This window comes from Fundidesulfovibrio agrisoli, assembly GCF_022808715.1.
Lineage (GTDB): Bacteria > Desulfobacterota > Desulfovibrionia > Desulfovibrionales > Desulfovibrionaceae > Fundidesulfovibrio > Fundidesulfovibrio agrisoli.
In genome coordinates, this window is sequence record NZ_JAKZKX010000006.1 from 84,959 (window position 1) to 101,172 (window position 16,214).

General features: G+C 65.8%; 16 protein-coding genes. 8 read left to right on the forward strand and 8 right to left on the reverse strand.

Annotation, left to right across the window (positions count from 1 at the left end; genetic code table 11):
* Positions 1 to 105: 105 nt before the first annotated feature.
* Positions 106 to 531 (reverse strand): phage regulatory CII family protein, encoded by a 426-nt coding sequence (locus MLE27_RS06325; RefSeq protein WP_243311212.1) that lies wholly within the window; start codon positions 529 to 531, stop codon positions 106 to 108.
* Positions 532 to 745: 214 nt separating this feature from the next.
* Between MLE27_RS06325 and MLE27_RS06330 the strand changes: the two genes are divergently transcribed.
* Complete coding sequence (locus MLE27_RS06330) at positions 746 to 1,912, forward strand: glycosyltransferase (RefSeq protein WP_243311213.1); 1,167 nt, start codon at positions 746 to 748, stop codon at positions 1,910 to 1,912.
* 89 nt (positions 1,913 to 2,001) lie between these two features.
* Here the strand turns inward: MLE27_RS06330 and MLE27_RS06335 are convergent, their stop codons facing one another.
* Genes MLE27_RS06335 through MLE27_RS06345 form a run of 3 tightly spaced genes read right to left on the reverse strand, consistent with a single transcriptional unit; the run spans position 2,002 to position 4,309 of the window.
* A complete protein-coding gene (locus MLE27_RS06335; protein WP_243311214.1) occupies positions 2,002 to 2,721 on the reverse strand; it encodes an ABC transporter ATP-binding protein in 720 nt (239 codons plus the stop codon).
* A gap of 9 nt (positions 2,722 to 2,730) precedes the next feature.
* Positions 2,731 to 3,891, reverse strand: a complete 1,161-nt coding sequence (locus MLE27_RS06340; RefSeq protein WP_243311215.1) for an ABC transporter permease — start codon at positions 3,889 to 3,891, stop codon at positions 2,731 to 2,733.
* 13 nt (positions 3,892 to 3,904) lie between these two features.
* Complete coding sequence (locus tag MLE27_RS06345) at positions 3,905 to 4,309, reverse strand: DUF2318 domain-containing protein (protein WP_243311216.1); 405 nt, start codon at positions 4,307 to 4,309, stop codon at positions 3,905 to 3,907.
* A 391-nt stretch (positions 4,310 to 4,700) separates the two neighbouring features.
* Between MLE27_RS06345 and MLE27_RS06350 the strand changes: the two genes are divergently transcribed.
* The 3 genes from MLE27_RS06350 to MLE27_RS06360 all read left to right on the forward strand — a co-directional run bounded on the left by MLE27_RS06350 (position 4,701) and on the right by MLE27_RS06360 (position 7,401).
* A complete protein-coding gene (locus MLE27_RS06350; protein ID WP_243311217.1) occupies positions 4,701 to 5,183 on the forward strand; it encodes a hypothetical protein in 483 nt (160 codons plus the stop codon).
* Between the two features lie 139 nt (positions 5,184 to 5,322).
* Positions 5,323 to 6,705 carry a glutamate--tRNA ligase gene (gene gltX / locus MLE27_RS06355; protein ID WP_243311218.1) on the forward strand — a complete coding sequence of 461 codons (1,383 nt, stop codon included), beginning with the start codon at positions 5,323 to 5,325 and terminating at the stop codon, positions 6,703 to 6,705.
* Between the two features lie 150 nt (positions 6,706 to 6,855).
* Positions 6,856 to 7,401 carry a GIY-YIG nuclease family protein gene (locus tag MLE27_RS06360; RefSeq protein WP_243311219.1) on the forward strand — a complete coding sequence of 182 codons (546 nt, stop codon included), beginning with the start codon at positions 6,856 to 6,858 and terminating at the stop codon, positions 7,399 to 7,401.
* Between the two features lie 99 nt (positions 7,402 to 7,500).
* Here MLE27_RS06360 and MLE27_RS06365 read toward each other — a convergent pair whose 3' ends face one another.
* From MLE27_RS06365 to MLE27_RS06380, 4 genes are all read right to left on the reverse strand, one after another.
* Positions 7,501 to 8,265 carry a glycerophosphodiester phosphodiesterase family protein gene (locus tag MLE27_RS06365; RefSeq protein WP_243311220.1) on the reverse strand — a complete coding sequence of 255 codons (765 nt, stop codon included), beginning with the start codon at positions 8,263 to 8,265 and terminating at the stop codon, positions 7,501 to 7,503.
* A gap of 249 nt (positions 8,266 to 8,514) precedes the next feature.
* A complete protein-coding gene (locus MLE27_RS06370) occupies positions 8,515 to 9,561 on the reverse strand; it encodes an Lcl C-terminal domain-containing protein (protein WP_243311221.1) in 1,047 nt (348 codons plus the stop codon).
* A 194-nt stretch (positions 9,562 to 9,755) separates the two neighbouring features.
* A complete protein-coding gene (gene gmd / locus MLE27_RS06375) occupies positions 9,756 to 10,847 on the reverse strand; it encodes a GDP-mannose 4,6-dehydratase (protein WP_243311222.1) in 1,092 nt (363 codons plus the stop codon).
* Positions 10,844 to 11,821: a GDP-mannose 4,6-dehydratase gene (locus MLE27_RS06380; RefSeq protein ID WP_243311223.1), complete on the reverse strand. Its 978-nt coding sequence runs from the start codon at positions 11,819 to 11,821 to the stop codon at positions 10,844 to 10,846. Before MLE27_RS06380 ends, gmd begins: the two co-directional genes overlap by 4 nt.
* A 242-nt stretch (positions 11,822 to 12,063) precedes the next feature.
* Here MLE27_RS06380 and MLE27_RS17915 point away from each other — a divergent pair, with 242 nt between their 5' ends.
* The 4 genes from MLE27_RS17915 to MLE27_RS18125 all read left to right on the forward strand — a co-directional run bounded on the left by MLE27_RS17915 (position 12,064) and on the right by MLE27_RS18125 (position 16,148).
* The gene (locus tag MLE27_RS17915; protein ID WP_279355708.1) at positions 12,064 to 12,372 is read left to right on the forward strand and encodes a hypothetical protein; all 309 of its coding nucleotides are present in this window, start codon (positions 12,064 to 12,066) and stop codon (positions 12,370 to 12,372) included.
* A 98-nt stretch (positions 12,373 to 12,470) separates the two neighbouring features.
* Entirely contained in the window at positions 12,471 to 13,025 is a 555-nt protein-coding gene (locus MLE27_RS06390; RefSeq protein WP_243311224.1) for a periplasmic heavy metal sensor, read from the forward strand.
* Between the two features lie 164 nt (positions 13,026 to 13,189).
* The gene (locus MLE27_RS06395; RefSeq protein WP_243311225.1) at positions 13,190 to 14,386 is read left to right on the forward strand and encodes a hypothetical protein; all 1,197 of its coding nucleotides are present in this window, start codon (positions 13,190 to 13,192) and stop codon (positions 14,384 to 14,386) included.
* 4 nt (positions 14,387 to 14,390) lie between these two features.
* Positions 14,391 to 16,148 carry a two-component system sensor histidine kinase NtrB gene (locus tag MLE27_RS18125; RefSeq protein WP_243311226.1) on the forward strand — a complete coding sequence of 586 codons (1,758 nt, stop codon included), beginning with the start codon at positions 14,391 to 14,393 and terminating at the stop codon, positions 16,146 to 16,148.
* The last annotated feature ends 66 nt before the right edge of the window (positions 16,149 to 16,214 follow it).

The following is a 16,214-nucleotide window of genomic DNA, read 5'->3' on the forward strand; positions in this document are numbered from 1 at the left end:
GGCCAGGGGGCAGTGGCGGCCAGATCCGGGACGCAAGCCGGGCTCAGCTGGGATTTTCTTCGGGCAGATTGGTACTTACCGCCGGAGCCGGGCCGCTTGCCGGGCTCAATCCCCGGATATCTTCCTCGAATAGGCCACGAAATCCACCTGCACCTGGTGGATGACGTGCTCGCGCAACTCGGCCACCTTCTCCATGGGCTGGCCTTCCATGATGGCCTGGTGAAACTCCGCCAGGGCGGGGTAGGTGGTGAGCATCCCCTCGAGCATGGACGGCTTCTCCGGCGTGACCTCCCGCAGCGAGACCACGCGCTGCCCCATGCGCGAGGCCAGGTAGCGCAAGGGCATGACGGAGTTGCAGGCCTGCATCAGCGGCAGGAGCAGCTCCACGCCCAGTTTGGCGCCCGGGTCGTCCGGGTTGAGTTCGCGCATCAGGGTGGAATAGGGCTTGCCCAGCTCCGCGGCCAGCACCTTGACCGGGGTCGGTCCGGCCTCCACCATCTCCTTGATTACCTCGTATATCTCTTTGGACATGAGAAATGTTTCACCCCAAAATAATGGCGTAATTCCGCCTTGCGTTTCAAACCTTGGCGCGTTTGCGAAGAGCCGTTCCGGGCGAGGCGTGAGCCGGCGGATTCAGGGCGCTCGCCGCCCGAAACCCGGTCCGGGTTTTCCATTGTCGCCGACCTGGGCGGAATAAGTCAATCCCGCCCGGCGGAAAGCTGGCTACGGCAGGAGTATGGCAGGAATGGGCAAAAAGCTGAAGATCGTCATCGGCGGCTATGCTGTCGGTTTCCCCATGGGCGGGCAGGTCTGGATGATGCTGCATTACGCCAAGGGGCTTTCCCGGCTGGGGCACGAGGTGCTCTTCGTGGAGGACACGGCGGAATGGGCCCTGCCCTTCGACCCCGTGCGCGGGTTCGCCCTGCCCGACTCCACCCACGGGCGCGGCGTGGTCTCCGAGGCCTTCGAGGGCGCCGGGCTCGCCGGACGCTGGGCCTACAACTCCATGTTCGAGGGCCGTTGCTTCGGCCTTGAACGCGAAGAGGTGGAGCGCTATTGCGCCCAGGCCGACCTGTTCCTGAACGTCTCCGGCGTGATCCCCCTGCATGAGCATTTCCTGAAGGCCAAGGTCCGCGCCGTCATCGACACGGACCCGGTGTTCACCCAGTCCAAGATCGCCAGCGACCCCTGGACCAGGGACTACTACCGGCAGCACGACCTCGTCTTCACCTTCGGGCACAACATCCCCACGGGCTCCACCGGGGTGCCCCTCTCCGGCATCGAGTACGTGCCCACCCGCGCCCCGGTGGTGTTGGATCAATGGCGGGAGCGGCCCGGCCCCGGCCTGGGCTTCACCACCATCGGCAGCTGGGACGCCCAGGGCCGCGACATCGTGCACGACGGCAAAAAGCTCTCCTGGCGCAAGTGCGAGAAGTACGAGCGGATCATCGACCTGCCCGCCCGCCTCCCCGGCGTGACGCTGGACCTGACCATGAGCTCCATGAAGGAGGACGCCAAGCGCTTCGCCGACCACGGCTGGAACGTGAAGGACGCCCTGGTGGTCTCGCGCGACATCCAGGGCTACCGGGATTACATCCGGGGCTCCACGGCGGAGTTCACCGTGGCCAAGGAGCAGAACATCCAGCTCAGGTCGGGCTGGTTCTCGGACCGTTCCGCCTGCTACCTGGCCTCCGGCCGCCCCGTGATCGTGGAGGACACGGGCTTCGGCACCTACCTGCCCGTGGGCGAGGGCCTGCTGGCCTACGAGGGTGCGGAGGAGGCCAAGGGCGCCATCGAATCCGTGCTGGCCGACTATCCGAGGCATCGCGCCGCTGCCAGGAAGATAGCCGAGGAGTTCTTCGATTCCGACAAGATTCTGGTCGAGCTGCTCAAGGCCGCCGGGCTTGCCTGAGCACCGCGCCTCCCAAGGACGCGAAACCCCGCCAGGGCATGCCCTGGCGGGGTTTTCCATTTCTTGTCCGGCCCGGCGAACCGTTTCGTTCAGGCCTGGGTGATGATCTCGCCCGCGACAGCGTCCTTGGGGTGCGTCACGCACTCCACCTCCTCGCCGTCAACCACGCGCCCGTCCTCCATGACCACGGTGCGCTGCGCCAGCCTGGCGTAGCCCATGTCGTGCGTGACCATCACCAGGGAGACTCCCTCGGTGTGCAGGTCGCGCAAGAGCTCCACGATGCCGTCGCCGTTGCGCTTGTCCAGGCTGCCGGTGGGCTCGTCCGCGAAGAGCACCTCAGGGCTTTTGACCAGGGCGCGGGCGATGGCCACGCGCTGCTGCTCGCCGCCGGAGAGGTTGCCGGGCAGCCGGTTGCCCTTGCCGCCCAGGCCAACGCGCTCCAGGCACTCGGCGGCCTTGTCGCGGATCTCCTGCCCGATGGGGCGCAGGGTGTTCATGAAGGGCACCATCACGTTCTCCAGCGCCGTGAGGTAGGGCAGCAGGTGGTGCAGCTGGAAGATGATGGAGAAGTCCTTGTGGCGCAGGCGGTTGATGCGGCCCTCGCCCATGGCGGTGACGTTCTCGCCCTGGTAGAGCACGTGGCCCGAGTCCGGCCGGGTCAGGGTGGAGAGCACGTTCAAGAGCGAGGACTTGCCCGAGCCCGAGCGGCCCACCACGCACACGAACTCGCCCTTGCCCACCTGGACGGACACGTCGTCCAGCACGAGGGTGTCGCCGTAGGATTTGGATACGTTCACGGCCTGAAGCATGAGAGCCTCCTACAGCATCACCAGCGCCTGGCTGGGGTCGGTGTTGGCGGCCTTCCAGGCCGGAATCACGGAAGACAGGCAGGAGATCACGGCCACGCCCGCCAGGGTCACGCCCAGATGCCACCATTCCATGTGCATGGTGGCCTCCTTGCCGAGCTCCAGCATGTCCATCACGGAGTGGCTCACGCCGAACCCGCCCAGGAACCCGGCGACGCCCGCGCCCATGCCGATGGCCAGGGCCTCCAGGCAGAAGATGGAGAACACGCTCCCCCGGGAGTAGCCCAGGGAGCGCAGCACGCCGATCTCGTGCTTGCGCTCGTTGACCGAGGCCAGGAGCGACAGCGCGATCATGAAGCAGGCCGTGAGCAGCAGGATCACGCTGACGATGAGCGCCAGGTGCTGCACGAAGTGCACGGTGTACATGCGGGCCTTGACGATCTTCTGCATGGCCACGATGTCCACGTCGGGGATCTTCTGCTGGATTTGGGTCACGATCTCGTCGATGGGGCAGCCCGAGCACAGCGCGGCCACTTCGGCGAAGTGGATCTGGCCGGGCTTGCCCATGGCGGCCTGAAGGTCCTCGATGCCGGCGAAGAGCACGTTGTCGTCCTCGGAGCCGGTGGGGGTCAGCAGGCCGGACACGGTGAAGTCGCGCCCCTGAACCCCGAAGCGGTCGCCCACTTTCAGGCCCAGGGTCGCAGCCGCGCGGGAGCCAACCAGCACCTCGCCCGGAGCCTCGGGGGTCTTGCCCTCGAAGCCCCAGTAGTTCTTGATCATGAGCTCCTCGGGCCAGTCCACGCCGATGATGGCCGCGTGCTGCCCCTTGACCTCGGTCAGGGCGATGAACTTGGGGGCCACGGCCGCGATGCGCTCGTGCAACTCGATGGTGCGGACCTTGTCCACCTGCTCGCGGGTGAGGCTTTTGACGTCCACCGAGACGTTGCCCAGGCTGAACCCGCCGTAGCCCACGGCCAGGGTGTCCACTTTGGGCTGGAGCAGGATGTTGGCCCCGTAGGCGGTGAGCTTCTTCTCCATGGAGTCGCCCACGGCTTTGGACACGTAGTTGAGCGCCACCACGGAGCAGATGCCCGCGGCGAAGACCACGGTGAGCAGCGCGGTGCGCATGGCCTTGCGGCGCAGGGTGCGCAGGGGCAGGGTGAGCAGGTTCACGGGCTCTCCTTCGCTATTTGAAGTATTTGACGCCCTGGGCCAGGTCGGACTTCTGGATCACCACCTTGTCGCCCTCCACCTTGTTGGGCAGGGGGTGCGGGTTGCAGCCGCCCTTGACCATGCCCACGCGGCTCACGTGGAACTTCTGCCCGCAGTTGACGCAGACCATCACGTCGCCGGACTGCTTGTAGCCCTTCTTCTCGGGGAAGCAGACGTCGCAGGCGTCCAGGGCGGAGCGCACGGTGCCGTCCGGGGCCTTTATCACGAAGTACTTCACGGTGACGCCGTCCACGTCGAGCTTGTAGAACTTGGCGCTGTCGCTCACGTCGGAGAGCGGGATGCTGACCGTGTCGTCGGCGGCGCGGGCGGCGGGGGCCAGGGCCAGAAGCAGGAGCAGGGGAAGAAGGATGCGTTTCACGAAGGATACCTCTCAGTAAAGGATTTGCGCGACGACCGGTTGCTGTGGCCCGGCCTGTGAACGTCGGTGAAGCAAATGGATAACCATTCCTTGTTCACAGTCAAAACGGACAAGATTAAGCAGGATTTGTGCCTGTTGTTAACCGCTTGGAATCACAGCACGTGATTTGGGTGGCGGCGTCCGCATGTGCAATAACCTGCACAAGGATGGCCCTTGTGCAAAGTGGCAGCCCGCAGGGGGGGAGACGCCCGGAAAATAAGTTGGCCGTTGTGCGGCGGCCCCAGGTGCGATATTGATGCGCGCAAGGAATTGCCGCTCTTCGAGTTGCCGGAGGTGCGGTTCGTGCCGCACCGCTGGATTGCAAACCATCGCCGCGTGAAGGAGCTTTCCGATGAAAAAGGCGTTGATGATCCTGGGTGGGTTGTTCCTGGCGGCGATCGTGTTGGTTGGCGCGTTCTTCGTCTACATGGCAGTGGTGGGGCCGGGGCTGGACCAGGAGAGCAAGGCCTACGTCATGGAGACCGTGCCGGTGCTCTGTTCCGCATTTGATCTGGAGACCTTCAAGAAACACTCCAGCCCAGAGCTCCTGAAAGCCGCCTCTCCCGAGGAACTGGCCAAGATCTTGAGCTGGTTCAAGCGGCTTGGCCAATTCGGGCGGATCGTGGACGTGACGGGGGACTCCAATGTTTCCTTCATGCTCGGGAGCGGGAAGGTCGTTACTGCAAAATACAGGGCCAAGGTTGAGTTCGAGACAGGCCCCGCGACCATCCAGATCGTGCTCGTAAAGCGTGACGACGGCTGGAGATACAGGCTCTTCACGATCAACTCCATGGCGCTCATGCCGGGTCAGGCCCCGGCCCCTCCCGCCTCCTGAGCCTGGCGGCCTTATTGCCGCCCGCTCCCTTCGTTGACATCCGCCCACTGAAAGGCTTACCAGCCAGCCACCCAAATTTTGGCAATCACGGGCCTTTGCGCTGGGCTTTTCCCCGCATCGCGCCCGATCTGGAGGCTCCATGAGCATCGTCACCCGTTTCGCCCCCAGCCCCACCGGCCAGTTGCACATCGGCGGCGCTCGCACGGCCATTTTCAGTTGGCTTCTGGCCCGCCAGGCTGGCGGCCGGTTCGTGCTGCGCATCGAGGACACCGACACCGTCCGCTCCCAGGCCGCCTACACCGAGGGCATCCTGGCCTCCATGAAGTGGCTCGGCCTGGATTGGGACGACGAGCCCATCTACCAGACCCAGCGCTTCGACATTTACAACAAGTTCATCGACTCCATGATCGAGAACGGCACGGCCTACTGGTGCTCCTGCACGCCCGAAGAGGTGGAGGCCATGCGCGAGGCCGCCCGCGCGGGCGGCACCAAGCCCAAGTACGACGGCCGCTGCCGCGAGCGCGGCCTGGGGCCCGGCCCCGGGCGCGTGGTGCGCCTCAAGGCCCCCCTGGCGGGCACCACCATCATGGACGACCTGGTGCACGGCCCCGTGGCCTTCGACAACGCCGAGCTGGACGACATGATCCTGCGCCGCTCCGACAACACGCCCACCTACAACCTGGCCGTGGTGGTGGACGACGCCACCATGGGCATCACCCACGTGATCCGGGGCGACGACCACATCAACAACACCCCCAAGCAGATCATGATCTACAACGCCCTGGGCTTCCCCCTGCCCAAGTTCGGGCACGTGCCCATGATCCTGGGGCCGGACAAGAAGAAGCTCTCCAAGCGTCACGGCGCCACCGCCGTCTACGAATACGAGGCCCAGGGCATCCTGCCAGAGGCCATGCTCAACTGCCTGGTGCGCCTGGGCTGGTCCTTCGGGGATCAGGAGATCTTCAGCCGCGAGGAGCTGTTGCAGCACTTCTCCATCGGCAGCCTGGGCAAGTCCGCCTCGGTGTTCGACAACGAGAAGCTGCTCTGGCTCAACCAGCACTACATCAAGGAGGCCGACCTGGACCGCCTGGCCGGGCTGCTGGCCGCGATCCTGGGCGAGAGGGGCCATGCGGGGCTGGATGCCGGATATTTGAAGGCGTTCATCCCGCTGTTGCAGCCGCGCTCCCGCACCATGGTGGAGATGGCCGACCAGGCCGAGATGTTCGTGGCCGACGAGCCCGCCCTGGACGAAGCCGCAGCCGCCAAGTTCCTCACGGAGGAGACCAAGCCCCACCTGGCCGAGATCGCCAGGATCTTCGAGGCGGCGGACGACTTCCAGCAGGAGCCCCTGGAGGCCGCAGTGAAGGCGTATCTGGATGCCAAGGAACTGAAGTTCAAGCTGGTCGCCCAGCCCCTGCGCGTGGCCCTCACCGGCAGAACCGCCAGCCCCGGCCTGTTCGAGATGGTGGAGGCCATGGGCAAGGAGCGGGTGCTGAAGCGGCTCAAGAGGGTGGCGGGGTAGCGCGTTCGGGGCTGATGCCCGGAGCGTTACTAGACGTAAGAATGAAGGGCCGGAGCGGCGAAAGCTGCTCCGGCTTTTTTCTTCGACATTCGATGTGGACATATATAATCCTCAACCAACGGTGCTTGTCAGAATTGATGAGGAGGGAATATGTCTAATGATGTTTTTTATTATGATTTTAAAGAGCTAGAAGAAGTAGATGAAGAAGGGTTAAAGAGATTTATTTCGACGTGCGGGAAAAAGAGATTGCAAAGCATCACTGTTCTCGACCTGGCTTATTTCGATGGACTGTCGACTAACGGCGTCTATATGTTTTTTGATTCCAATGACAATGTTATCTATGTCGGAAAATGTACGGGAAGATGTTTTGTGGAAAGGATACCGTCGCATTTTGATATTAGATGTGAACATAATATGTTTGGAACTCTCATGAATAAATACGTGGCTGTGAACGGTGTCTCAGTACAGTGTGCTTTGAAAAGTGCTCGAGAGTTCTCGTTGACCGTCTTGTGTTGCGACATAAATTTGAATATAAAAGAAATTGAGCGCTATATGCAACATGTTCTGCGTCCAGCTTTAAACAGCATTAAAAGTAAAAGTCCTTTCAAACATTATACAACGCTCGGGGCAGTGGCCAATGTTCCAAAATCTGAGGAGGGTGCGATTAATAAACCAAGTGCAAAAAAGTCGAAGTGAAGTTCGTTTAGCCCAATCTTGAATTCTGAGATTGTACAAGCCAGTGATGGTATGCGTCGTGACAGGTTGCCAGTCTGTATGAGGGCACAGGCTACCGCCTCAATCCTCCCCTTCTTCCACCCCAGTCGCTCCGCCCTCGGGGCGAACCTCCTCATAGATCGCATTGAACCCATGCTCCGCGCAGAATTTCCTTCGCTCCCGGCTTCGAGCCGTCCAGACCAGCACCGGCATCCTCTCCCGAACCTTCATGAGCCAGTTGAGCCGCCAGCCCGCGAGCATGGTGATGTCCACGGCCGCGAAGTGCGGCTGAGTCACTGCGTTGAGCAGCATGTTGCGGTAGGCGAAGCTCCTGAGCGGGTGCTTCGCGGATTTGTCCGCATAATCGTAGACCAACTGCCCGCGCAGGAAGTTCGGCCTGTGCCGCCTGAACCACAGCACCGAGAGCGGGTTGAAGGCCTGCACCGCGAACGGGCAGCCGTAGCCGTCCAGCAGGGCGGCCACGCGCCCCTCCAGTTGTCCCGGAGGGCCGTCGCCCTTGATCTCCACCAGCAGGGGCGAGCGCCCGGCCACAAGCTCGAGAACCTCGGAGAACAGGGGGATGGTGTCGCCCGTGCCGAACAGCCCGTAGCCGGAAATCTCCGCGTAGGGGCGCTCGCGCAACAACCCGTCCACCCCGCAGGCCCGCGTGAGCCCCTTGTCGTGGAAGGCCACCACCCGGCCGTCCCCGGTCAGGCGCACGTCCAGTTCAATGGGTATGCCGGACCCGGCGCAGCGCTCGAAAGCCGTGAGCGAGTTCTCGGCCACGCTCACGTTGTCGTGCAGGCCCCGGTGGGCGATGGGGGTGTCTCTCAGCCAATCCGGCATGGATGGGGTTCCTTTCAGGTCCGGCGCAGTGGGGCCGTGCTGGCGGTTCCAACTGCGCTCCGCAGGCCAGGGCAGGGAGAATGCAACAGGGCTGCCCTCACGGCAACGCCGAAGTGACGGCAATGTCGGAGCGCGACCCTTCGCGTCTTTGGCGCAACCTGGCCATAAGGCGATACGGCGGGGCGGAGGCCGCAAAAAAGGCCGGCACGCTCGCGCGCGCCGGCCTTGTTTCGTCGAATCGTGCGGATCCTACTGGTTCAACAGGATCACCAGCACCCCGGGTACGCCGGGCAAGGGGAGGCCGCCGCGCACGCAGCGGGAGTAGAGCGTTGCGGTCTTCCATTCGACCTTGGAAATACTCCATATCGGCTGTGAGCCTTGGGTGAAATCCCCGCGCCAGGCCGTGGGGCTGTATCCGCCTGACGTGCTGCTCCATATCGGAGTGGCAGTGTCAAAAACGGGGTTCAGAGTCGGGTTGGTGAGGCTGAAATTCGCGAGACTCAGCAATTCCCTCTGGTTCGGCAGCCGCCAGTCCTTGAAGCCGCCGGTGGTACGGGTGGAGCAATAATTCAGGGCGGTCTCCCAGTCCGAGGCGCTGGCGCTGGCCGCCTTTTCCCAGACTAAGCCCGTGGAAGCGTCGCTGACCGTTCCGTTGCCCTTGTCGGTCAGGTTGGGTCCGGGCAGGGCCGTGCCGGACACGCAACGTACGCTATAGGCGTCGGTTTTGGCTTTGTGGTCTGGAGTGCCGGAGGAATAGTCGACGGTCCAGGCTTCGCCGGTTGCTCCGGCCATCGAGGTCGAGGACCAATAGGGTGCGCCGTCGGGATCGGGGCCAGGCAGGGTGGTGGCCCAGTTGTATGGGCCGTAGTTCACGATGCTCAGCAATTCCTGCTCCGTCGGCAGCCGCCATCCCGACACGCTTCCCAGGCTCAGGTTCTGGCAGGCCGTCACGGCCTCGTCCCAGGTTCTGCCGTCAACGCCGCTGGCTCCGGCGGTCTGCCAGGTCAGGCCGGTGATTTGATCCTTGGCGGTGCCGTTGCCGTTATCCAGGTATCTGGGCTGTGCCCCGCGGAAGTTGCCGTCCTGCCCGTAGAAAGGCATGCCGCGCGCGGGGCAGGGGATTGCGGATTCAGAGGTGTCGAAGCACTGGGTCAGACCGGTGTCTGGCAGGGTGTAGGCCCGTGCGGGAACGGACGCGAACACGAAAAGGGAAGTCGCCAGTATGCCCGTCAGCAGGAGGAATGGGAGGTGGAGGGGCGAACAAGGCTGGCTCTGATTCCGCGCGATACTGCTCATACTTGGCTCCAGAGGTTGCTGCGTGGCAAAAAATATAATCTTGTTGCCCCCGGGAGGCAAATCATAATAAAATGCAAAATTTCGATTCCGCACGGGCCGGGTGCGGCCGGCCATCCGTCTGTAAGGACAACAAAAAAGCCCCGAAACCAGAGTTTCGGGGCTTTTTCACGAACATTAATTTCTCTTCATGAACACTATTCGTGGAAGTCGTACGTCCTGAAGCCCTGGGTCTTGCAGAGGCTGTCGCGCTCGGCGTCGCGCAGGTCGGCCTGTATCATCTCGGCCACCATCTGCTTGAAGGTGATGCGCGGCTCCCAGCCCAGCTTCTCGCGGGCGTTGGACGGGTCGCCCAGCAGGGTCTCCACCTCGGTGGGACGGAAATAGCGCGGGTCCACGGCCACGATGCACTGCCCGGTTTCGGCGTGGTAGCCCTTCTCGTCGACGCCCTGGCCCTCGAAACGGACCGGGATTCCCAGCTCCTCGGCGGCGGCCTGCACGAACTGGCGCACGCTGTGCTGCACGCCGGTGGCGATCACGAAATCCTCGGGTTTGTCCTGCTGGAGCATGAGCCACATCATCTTCACGTAGTCGCGGGCGTGGCCCCAGTCGCGCCTGGCGTCCAGGTTGCCCAGGAAGAGGCAGTCCTGCAGGCCCAGCTTGATGCGCGCCATGGCCCGGGTGATCTTGCGGGTCACGAAGGTCTCGCCGCGCAGCGGGGACTCGTGGTTGAAGAGGATGCCGTTGCAGGCGTACATTCCGTAGGCTTCGCGGTAGTTCACCGTGATCCAGTAGCCGTAGAGCTTGGCCACTGCGTAGGGGCTGCGCGGGTAGAAGGGGGTCTTCTCGGTCTGGGGGGTCTCCTGCACGAGGCCGTAGAGCTCCGAGGTGGAGGCCTGGTACACGCGGGTCTTCTTGGCCAAGCCCAGGATGCGGATGGCCTCCAGCACGCGCAGGGTGCCCAGGGCGTCGCAGTTGGCCGTGTATTCCGGCGTCTCGAAGGAGACGGCCACGTGCGACTGCGCCGCCAGGTTGTACACCTCGTCCGGCTGCACCTTCTGGATGACGTTGATGATGTTGGTGGAGTCGGTCAGGTCGCCGTAGTGCAGGATGAACCTGCGGTTGTCCACGTGCGGGTCCTGGTAGATGTGGTCGATGCGGTTCGTGTTGAAGAGGGAGGAGCGGCGCTTGATGCCGTGGACCGTGTAGCCCTTCTCCAGCAGGAGCTCCGCGAGGTAGGCCCCGTCCTGGCCGGTGATGCCGGTGATGAGGGCGACTTTGTTGCTCATGAACACTTCTCCTGAAGGCGCAGGCGCTCTTGCTCGGCCCGCACCATTTCTTTCACGACGAGGGGCATGTCCTTGCTGGCGGCCCAGCCCAGCAGCTCCCGGGCCTTGGACGGGTCGCCCTTGCTGACGGGAATGTCGGCCGGGCGCAGCAGCTCGGGCCGGGTGTCCACGTGGTCGGCGTGGTTCAGGCCCACGGCCGCGAAGGCCTGGGCGGTGAACTCCATCAGGGAGTGGCTGCGGCCCGTGGCGATGACGAAATCTTCCGGCTCCGGGTGCTGGAGCATGCGCCACATGGCGTCCACGTATTCGGCGGCCCAGCCCCAGTCCCGCACGACGTCGGTGTTGCCCAGGCTCAGGCGCTCGCCGGACCCGGCCGCGATGCGGCAGGCCGTGGAGACGATCTTGCTGGTCACGAAGCGCGTGGGCCGAAGCGGGGACTCGTGGTTGAAAAGGATGCCCGAGCAGGCGAAGAGCCCGTAGGCCTCGCGGTAGTTGGCCACGGCCCAGCACGTGGCGGCCTTGGCCACGGCGTAGGGGCTGCGGGGCTTGAAAGGGGTCTCTTCGTTGGCGGGCTCGGGGGTGTGCCCGAAGCACTCCGAGGAGCAGGCGTTGTAGAAGCGCACCGGGCGGCCCAGCAGGCGCAGCAGCTCCAGGATGTTGAGTGTGGCCACGGCCACCGATTCGAACGTCTCCAGCGGCTGGTCGAAGGAGAGCCCCACCGAGCTCTGCCCGGCCAGGTTGTAGATCTCGTCGGGCCGGGCCTTCTCGATCACCTGCCAGAGCCCCCGGAAGTCCGACGGCGAGGCCGAATGCAACGTGACCTTGTCCGCCACGCCCAGGAGGCGCAGGTTGGCCGTGCGGGCCATCTGCGCATCGCGGGAGGTGCCGGCCACGGCGTAGCCCTTCTCCAGGAGGAGCCTGGCCAGATAGGCCCCGTCCTGGCCGGTGATGCCGATGATGAGCGCTGATTTCATGGATGGTCCGATGGAAGCGTGTAAAAGGTGACTCCTCTTGGGCCAAAGCTCCCTTCCTGTCAATGGCGCGGCCATCAGGCAAGCCGCGCGGATGTGCACGGGCATGTGCAAGCGTTTGCACATGTCTGTGCAGGCGCCCGGAGCGGCATGGAGAACTCGCCGGAATCATTGAATCAGTTGGTTGGCACGGTTGCTGCTTTGCCCATGGCAAACGCGGCGGATGCCGCAATCGGGAGGTTCCCATGCGCACAACGGCACTCTTCATCGCCCTGGCGGCGCTGGCCCTGGCGCCTTTGGCCGAAACAGCCATGGCCAGGGGCTACGGCAACGGTTACGGCAACGGCTGCCCGGGATGGTCCTCGGGGGGGCCCATGAGCGGCGCGGGCTATGGCCCGGCCAACTGTCCTGCCTACGGCCAGGGCTACGGCCCCGGCAATGGCCCCGGCTACGGCCCCGGCGCGGGTCGAGGCTACGGGCGCATGATGCGCGGCGTCTCCTGGAACACTTCCGCCCCGGCGCAGCCTCAGGCCCCGGCCCAGGCCGCGCAATAGCGTAAGACCCGAACAGGCCTGAACACAGGTCCGGCCCGGCCGGACGAAACGGCGCCGCTCCCCCCGGGGCGGCGCGCAACGACAAGGAGCCTCCCGCGATGAGCATCCGCACCACGACCCTTTCACTGGCGATGGCCGCCCTGCTGGCTGCGGCGTCCTTCTCCCCGGCGCTGGCCTATCGGGGCATGTCGCTGGACATCCCGCAGGACAAGCAGGAGCAGGTGGCCAAGATCTACCGCGAGGGCCGCCAGAAGATCGCCGAGCTCGAAAGCCGCAAGTGGAACAAGCAGGGCGAGCTCAACGCCCTGCTGGCCCAGGCCAAGCCCGAAAGCTCCAAGATCGAGGCCCTGGCCAAGGAGATCGGCAACCTGAGCTCCATGATCTACCAGGAGCGCGTGGCCCTGCAGCAGCGCATCTTCAAGGAGACCGGCGTGAGCCTGCCCATGGCCGACGGCCCCGGCTCCGGCCGCGGCGACTGCCCCGGCGGCTACGGCTACGGTTACGGCCCCGGCGGCGGCTACGGCCCCGGCGGTTGCCCCATGGGCGGACCCGGCGCGGGCTACGGCCCCGGCAGGGGCGCTGCCAAGGGCGGCAACCTGCCCCCCTGCTGCCAGACTTCCGAGACTCCTGAAACCCAGCCCAAGACCAACTAGTCCTCCGCCTCCACTGCGCGCATGGGCGCGCCCTCACCAAGGGAACCCCGCCCCCACCGGCGGGGTTCCTCCTTGAGGGGCGGATTGCATAGGACGGCGGCGGGGTGTAGATCTGTGAGCTTGCGGCGGGCCGGTGCCCGCCCTGATCGCAGGGAGCAAACTTCATGATACGCCGTCTCTTCTGGTTGCTTTTCGCCTTTTCCCTGGCGGGGCTGTGCGCCTCGTCCCTGGCTCTGTTCGCCGGCCCCTCCAACGAGGTGGCCCTCTGGTCGCAGTGGACCTTCCTGGGGCTTTCCCGCCCCCGCTGGGAGGCCCTGCACTACGCCATGGGCCTGCTGGCCGTGCTGGGCGGGCTGGGCAGCCTGCTGGCCGGAGGCCGCAGGATGATGGCCCTGGAGGAAGAGGAGCGCAGCGCGGCCCCCTCCTGGGTTTTGGCCCTGATGACCTTCTTCGTGGTGGTGCTGGCCAGCGTGCTGATGCTGCCCCCGGGGGGCACGCTGGTGAACCTTTCGGCCTCTCTGAAAGCCTGGCACGCCAAGAGCTTCGGCGAGCCCCCCATCGCCGGGGCCGCCTCCATGACGCCCACGGACCTGGCCAAGCGCCTCAGCCTGGACCCGGCCAAGGCCCTGACCAACCTGGCCCTGCACAACGTGAAGCTCTCCTCCCCGGACGCCACCCTGCAGGAGATCGCCCGCCAGAACGGCCTGGCCCCGGCAGCCGTGTACGAGACCCTGCGCGGCGGCAGGGAGCCCAAGGCCCCCACGCCCCCGCCGGTGCAGACCGCCGAGGTCAAGACGCCGCCCCCCGCCCCGCAATTGCCCGCCGACCCCCCGCCGGGTCTCGGCAGGCTCAAGCTCTCCGACGTGTGCGAGCAGTACGGGCTGAACCTTTCCGCCGCCGTGGAGAAGCTCACCAAGGCTGGCATCAAGGCCTCCCCGGAGATGACCCTGCGCCAGATCGCCCAGACCAACCTGATGCTGCCCATTGAGGTCTACGACGCCCTGCGCGGCGTGCCGCCCAAGGCTGCCGAGCACGCTCCGGCACAGGCTCCTGCTCCCGCTCCGGCACAGGCTCCTGCCGCAACCCCGGCGCCTGCCCCGGCTCCCGGCCCCGCTCAGGGCGTGGCGCAGCCGGGCCACGAGCAGCCCGCGGCCCAGGCCCCGGGCAACATCCCCGTGCCCGAAGGCCTGGAGCGCATGACCCTGGCCGCCTTCTGCCGCGAGAACGGCATCGACACACTGCAGGCCCAGGCCAGGCTCAAGGCCAGGGGCATCGTGGCCTTCTCGGACATGACCTTCCGCGAGCTGGCCATCGAGAACAACCTCACCCCCGAGCAGGTGATGGACCTGGTGGTGAAATAAGGCCGTGGACGTCTCCTCCCAGCGTTCGCCCGTAAGCCTCCTGGCCCTGGCCGCCCTGGCCCTGGTCATCCTGGGGGCGGCGCTCTCGGCGCTCACCTGGCGCAACCTGGTGGAGCAGCGCAGGCTCATCGACCAGCACGTGCTCTTCGCGGCGCGGGCCATCCTGCACGGGGTGGAGGCCAACCTCACCCGCGTGATGCCCATGCTGGGGCGCATGCAGCCCGAGGAGGCCCGCCAACGCCTGCAGGAGGCCTTCCATGAGGTCACGGCCTCGGGGGACGTGCTGTTTCTGGGCGTGTACGACTCGCAGGGGCAGCTGCTGCTCTCTTCCCAGCCGGATGCGTCGGACGGGCACGGCCAGCCCCCCCTGGACCCCATGGCCCTGGAGGACCTGGCCGTCACCGGCGAGTGGTTCGGCAGCCTGCCCTTCGCCGGTGGCACCACCATGCTGGGCTATGCCAGCGTCATGCGGCCGGGCATGGCCCAGTTCTGCCCGGGCGGGCGCGGCTCCGGCCAAGGCTCCGGCCAAGGCCCCGGCCCAGGTCAAGGTCCCGGCAGGGTCCCCGGCCAGGGCATGAGCCCGGGTCGCCAGTCCCCGGTGTATTTCCTGGTTGGCATGAGCCTGGACGAGCACTACCAGCAGTACCGGCAGTTCCGCAGCCAGGCCGTGGCCCAGACCGGCTTCGTGCTGGGCGCGGCGGCCCTGGTCTGGCTGCTGCTGGTGGCCTACATGCGCAGGCGCACCCAGGGGCGCAGGCTGGTGCGCCTGGAGAGCTTCCACTCCAAGCTGCTGGACTCCATCCCCGAGGGCATCATGGCCGTGGACGCCTCGGGCATGGTCACCGCCGCCAACCCGGCGGCCAAGAACATCCTCGGGGAGGACCTGGCCGGGCGCAGCTTCGACTCCCTGCCAGTGGCGGCCTGCCTGCGCGAGCCCGGCGAGGGCTGCGCGCCCGCGGGCGAATGGCGGCAGCAGGACCTTGATGGGCGGCATCTGGAAATTCTCAGCCGCTCCCTGGACGGCGAGACCCTGGTCATCCTTCGCGACCGCACCCACCTGCGCTCCCTGGAGAACGACCTGGAGCAGAGCCGCCAACTGGCCACGGTGGGCCGCCTGGCCGCGGGCGTGGCCCACGAGATCCGCAATCCGCTCTCGGCCCTGCGCGGGTTCGCCCAGTTGTTCGCCTCCAAGCTCAAGGGCCGCGAGCCCGAGGAGTCCTACGCCAGGACCATGGTTCAGGAGGCCGACCGCCTGGGGCGCGTGGTCACGGACCTGCTCTATCTGGCCAAGCCCCGGCCCATGGAGCCCGCGCCCGTGGAGCTGGCCGCCCTGTGCGGGGAGCTGGAATCCCTGCTGCGCTTCGACCTTGAGCGCCGCAGCGCGACCTTCGCCACGGCCCTGGAGGCCCCCGAGGCCCTGGCGGACCCCGACGCGCTCAAGCAGGCCCTCATCAACCTTGTGCTCAACGCGCTGGCCGCGCTGCCCGCCGGAGGCGGAAGCGTGACCGTGCGCAGCCGGGCACGCCCTGGCGGCACGGCCGTCTCCGTTGAGGACAACGGCCACGGCATGAGCGAGGAGGAGCGGGCCCGCGCCCTGGAGCCCTTCTTCACCACCCGGCGCGACGGCTCCGGCCTGGGGCTGGCCATCGTGCAGAGCATCGTGCGCCACCACGGCGGCGAGCTGGAGATCGAGTCGGACCCCGGGCGCGGCACCCGCGTGACCATGTTCTTCCGTTCCGCAGCGCCGCCGGGCAACGGGTGATCCTGTCCGCACTGGATATTCGCGGTGAACCCGCGGCAATACTATGGGATTCCAAAGGGCCTCGGC